Source organism: Planctomycetia bacterium, from assembly GCA_034440135.1.
Classification (GTDB): Bacteria; Planctomycetota; Planctomycetia; order Pirellulales; family JALHLM01; genus JALHLM01.
The window spans coordinates 1-3,601 of sequence record JAWXBP010000523.1 but is presented as its reverse complement, the minus strand read 5'-3'; the positions used below and the strand labels follow the sequence as shown (position 1 = coordinate 3,601).

Below are 3,601 nucleotides of genomic sequence, written 5' to 3'. Positions count from 1 at the left end.
TCGTGGTCACGCACCGTCACCAATTCGCCCAGTCCAGTAGGGCGCAATAACCGAAGGGCACTGCGCCGAGTTCGGTGCGCAGAACGACCCGCCACCCGGGACCCATGCGCGGCGAGGGTTCGGCGCGCGCTCAGTCTGGTCGCGCGTTTCATTCGGCGCAATGCTCGTGGGTTATTGCGCCCTATGGTCCTTGGTTGCTAGCCCATGGCGAGTAGAGGAACTGCCCCTCCAATGTTCTGCCGGCTTCGTCCCGGCGCTTCTGGGTGTCCACGTTCGCGGCACGTTCGCGATTGCCCGCGCCCGCGGTTTTCGGACCTTCCGCAATCTGAGGACGATCGTCTACTTGCTGAAGGCGAAGCTGGACCTTCCAACGTCGCCGTATCGGTCACCGGTATCACAGGCGGGATGAGATTTCCTCCAAACGGAATGGCAGAGACCCGCTCTGACCCCATTGATCCTGATCGGAATCAATGGCTCTGACCCCATTGCTCCAATGACTCAGACCGGAATGGGCCTTAATCCAATTCTTTCGCTGACCCCAAAGACTCCACGCGATGGCAAGCCGGTTCCTCTCTTCATCGCTAAGGGGAGTACGCAACGAAAAAATCCGTGCACCCATGACCAGTGGCAGCATACCGGCGACAAATTGCCCGCGATCCGTGTACGAGTGGTGATAGACCCCCCCCCCTAATGCACTCGGAATTGTGAAGCTGTCTCCCGATATTGGCACGCGCGATTGTATCTCTTGCACAAAACATAGAAAGTCTCTTCGAGTTTTTGGCCGAGTCATTAAAAGTTGATCCACACCACCCTGAAACTTCGATGATCCTAGCAGCTTGAACCATTGGGATATATCTCTCCTACACTTGACTCTGGGGTTCATAAATGTGCCAGCCTCGCGTTCAAGGCTAATTCTTAATGATTCCACGTCAAAGTCGTCGGTAACTAGCAAAGGGTAAATTCCCATCTCCGGGGACATCTGGAGCAAGAGCACAGATATACCATCCGATTCTAGGTGTTCACTATAAAGAAATACCGCTGGCTTTCCAATCTCAATACTAGAAGATTGTTTGATATCTGTTGACATAAAAACCTGCTTAACTAACTCACCAAACTTTACTGTCGCCACAAAGTAACCCCACTTGGATCCCGGGGGCAGGGCCTTCACCTCTTGAGTCACACCAATAGAAGCCCGGTCAGCAAGCAGCAAACCAATTTCTAGCTCGCGCAATCTCTCCTCATCGGAAGACGCCGAAAGATTACCACTCAAACCCGCGCATGCAACCAATAACAAAACTTTCTCAAAAAGTCTCATCGCCACGGCTCTCCTCTCGGCTCCCGCACATTAAAAGAATTATCCCAACCCCCTCGAAGATTCGTGCTCATTACACTTGCCTGATATGCAGTAATAATTGGCCCGTTAGTAGCCATAAGGTTACCGGCTTGTCCGCTAAAAGGCAGGTTTGTTACATAATCATATCTATCCCTGAGCCCAAGTGCATGCCCAATTTCATGTGCGAAAACCTTGGCACCCCGATGATCGAGGGCATTTATCGTCATCGCTGCAAAAACGGGGTCAGGTTCACTTAACCCGTTCCAGTAATGGGTTTCCGCAGCTGATGTGCTGGGCCGTACCTGCGAATCGCTGAGTCTTTGCTACCACCATTGCGCGGAAGCTGTGGCGGCCGCGGGCTTCCTTGGCGTTGATGAGGTCGTCCAGGCTGATGGCGCGTATGCGGCGACCGAGCAGTTCGATCTCGACGGAATCGCGCGCTACCCGGGCGTAGTCGCCGATGCCGGTGATGCTGCTGATCAGGTTGAGGGTGCCGAGGTCGGTGTTCAGGTAAAGGCTGTTGAGCGCAACGCCGGCTTCGGGATCGTCGAGAAAGGATGACTGCGGAGCGGCTAGTCGATGCCGTGGGTTAAAGGCGCGGAAAACTTCGCGCAGTTTCTCGATGGTGTCCGGCGTCAGCGTCGCGCGGTCGGCGAGCTCACGGGTGCGCAGGCGTGATCGGTGCGGGATCGCTGCATAGCCGCCGACCAGCACGAAATTGATACGCGGGGTCATCCAGTCGCAGCAGCAGTTTTCGCAGGTCGCTCAACGAAGCCCGACAGGCCCCAGGTGTCGCGCTTCACAATTTGCGATCAGCCACATTTCATGCCCTATCCACTATCACCTTGAACCCGCTGCACCCGCTTGCGGTACTCAGCCACGTTGTCACCAGAAATGCGCGTCTGCTGGGTGCCCTTGATCTCATCGACTTTTTCGTCCGAGCCGGTCACTGGCTTGGCTTCGACGGCGGTTTCGTGTTCGAAGGCGTGCGATTTGTCGGTGTTGCGATAGTGCCGGTACAAGGCCCAGTAGAGGCCGGTTGCACCGGCGGGGCCGAGCAGGAGTAACCAGAGTCCGCCGTCGTCGCTCATAACTAAACCACCATCCAGAGTGCAAAGCCTTCGAGTACGGTGCCGACGGTGAGCGCGGCCAGGATCAGCTTCCACTGCTGCACTGGCACGCTGCCCATGGTCTCGCCGGTGCGGCCGTTCACCGCGATGTAATGCAGCAGGCCGCCTTTGCTGCCCTGCTGGTGGTAGGAGTAGAGCCACACCGGCAGGTACATCGACACCCAGCGCGTGCCGTGCACGTCGAGTCGTTCCTGTTCCCAGCGCACGCCGCGACCGTATTGGCTCACTGACGCTTGTACTTTTGCGCGGGCGATGGCCAACAACTGATCTTCAAGGCGCGGTTGCAGGTGCTCGACGTCGCGGTCGCGCTTCTCCGAAGTGCAGCCGGCCAGGTAGGACGCGTTCCACTTCACCGCGTTCTTGGTGTCGAACGGCAGGATGGTGTTGATGATGTTGTTGGTGTTGGCGCGGGTGTCCAGATTGCCGCGTTCGGTGGACGATTCCAGGGTCAGGTCGTCCACCGTGAAGTCGATGTGCCGGTCCAATTAGTAGACATCGGCGTCGTAGTAGGTTTTTTTCTTGTCGCCGCTGCCCCTGGTGTATTCGCGCGTTTTGATCTCGCCGTGGCCGTAGATGTCGGCGCTCACGTTGCCATCGGCAATCATGTAAGGCAGGTAGACGCCGATGACGTTCGCGGGGGTGAACTCTTCCTTGAATGCCTTCAGCGCGAACATTCGCCGCTTGTCTACAAACTGGCGGATGCGCGCGACCGCGTCGTCTTTCTTAATGTGGAAGGGCAACACCGCGTCGGGCACCGCGCCGTTCGCGACCTGCTCGTTGACCCCGAAAACGTGGCGGCACCAATGGCAACGCGCCGTCATCGCGCTTTCGGTATTGACCGTCACTTCGGCGCCGCAGCCGGTGCACTTGAAGCTCATCAGGCTGGCGGCGTCGGCCTCGATATCCCGCGCACCGGAAGCGATGATCCGGCCTTTGAGCTGATCGATGCCCGTGCCGAACCCGAACTCTTCCTCGACCCGCTCGCCACGCCATTCGTTGCGGCAGTACACGCAGATCAGCATGTCGCTGCCGGGCTTGTGGCGGATGTCGGTCGCGCCGCATTTCGGGCAGCGGTTGGCACCGTCCTTCAGCTCCTCAGCGGAGGTGTCGATGGCGACCGGGTCGGGCGCCTCCAATT

3 protein-coding genes and 1 pseudogene are annotated in these 3,601 nt (G+C 57.8%); all 4 read right to left on the bottom strand.

Features of this window, described 5'->3' with window-relative positions; translation table 11 throughout:
* Positions 1 to 394: 394 nt before the first annotated feature.
* The 4 genes and pseudogenes from SGJ19_29410 to SGJ19_29395 all read right to left on the bottom strand — a co-directional run bounded on the left by SGJ19_29410 (position 395) and on the right by SGJ19_29395 (position 3,599).
* Positions 395 to 1,321, bottom strand: coding sequence for a hypothetical protein (locus SGJ19_29410; GenBank protein MDZ4784384.1), 927 nt, complete (start codon positions 1,319 to 1,321; stop codon positions 395 to 397).
* A gap of 261 nt (positions 1,322 to 1,582) precedes the next feature.
* A complete protein-coding gene (locus tag SGJ19_29405) occupies positions 1,583 to 2,068 on the bottom strand; it encodes a nucleotidyltransferase (protein ID MDZ4784383.1) in 486 nt (161 codons plus the stop codon).
* Between the two features lie 95 nt (positions 2,069 to 2,163).
* Entirely contained in the window at positions 2,164 to 2,424 is a 261-nt protein-coding gene (locus SGJ19_29400; protein ID MDZ4784382.1) for a hypothetical protein, read from the bottom strand.
* A gap of 2 nt (positions 2,425 to 2,426) precedes the next feature.
* Positions 2,427 to 3,599 (bottom strand): annotated as a pseudogene (locus SGJ19_29395) (TFIIB-type zinc ribbon-containing protein).
* Between the last annotated feature and the right edge of the window lie 2 nt (positions 3,600 to 3,601).

Coding starts and splice junctions, on each gene's coding strand:
- SGJ19_29405 (MDZ4784383.1), bottom strand. CDS start 2,068: ATGACCCCGCGTATCAATTTCGTGCTGGTCGGCGGCTATGCAGCGATC.
- SGJ19_29400 (MDZ4784382.1), bottom strand. CDS start 2,424: ATGAGCGACGACGGCGGACTCTGGTTACTCCTGCTCGGCCCCGCCGGT.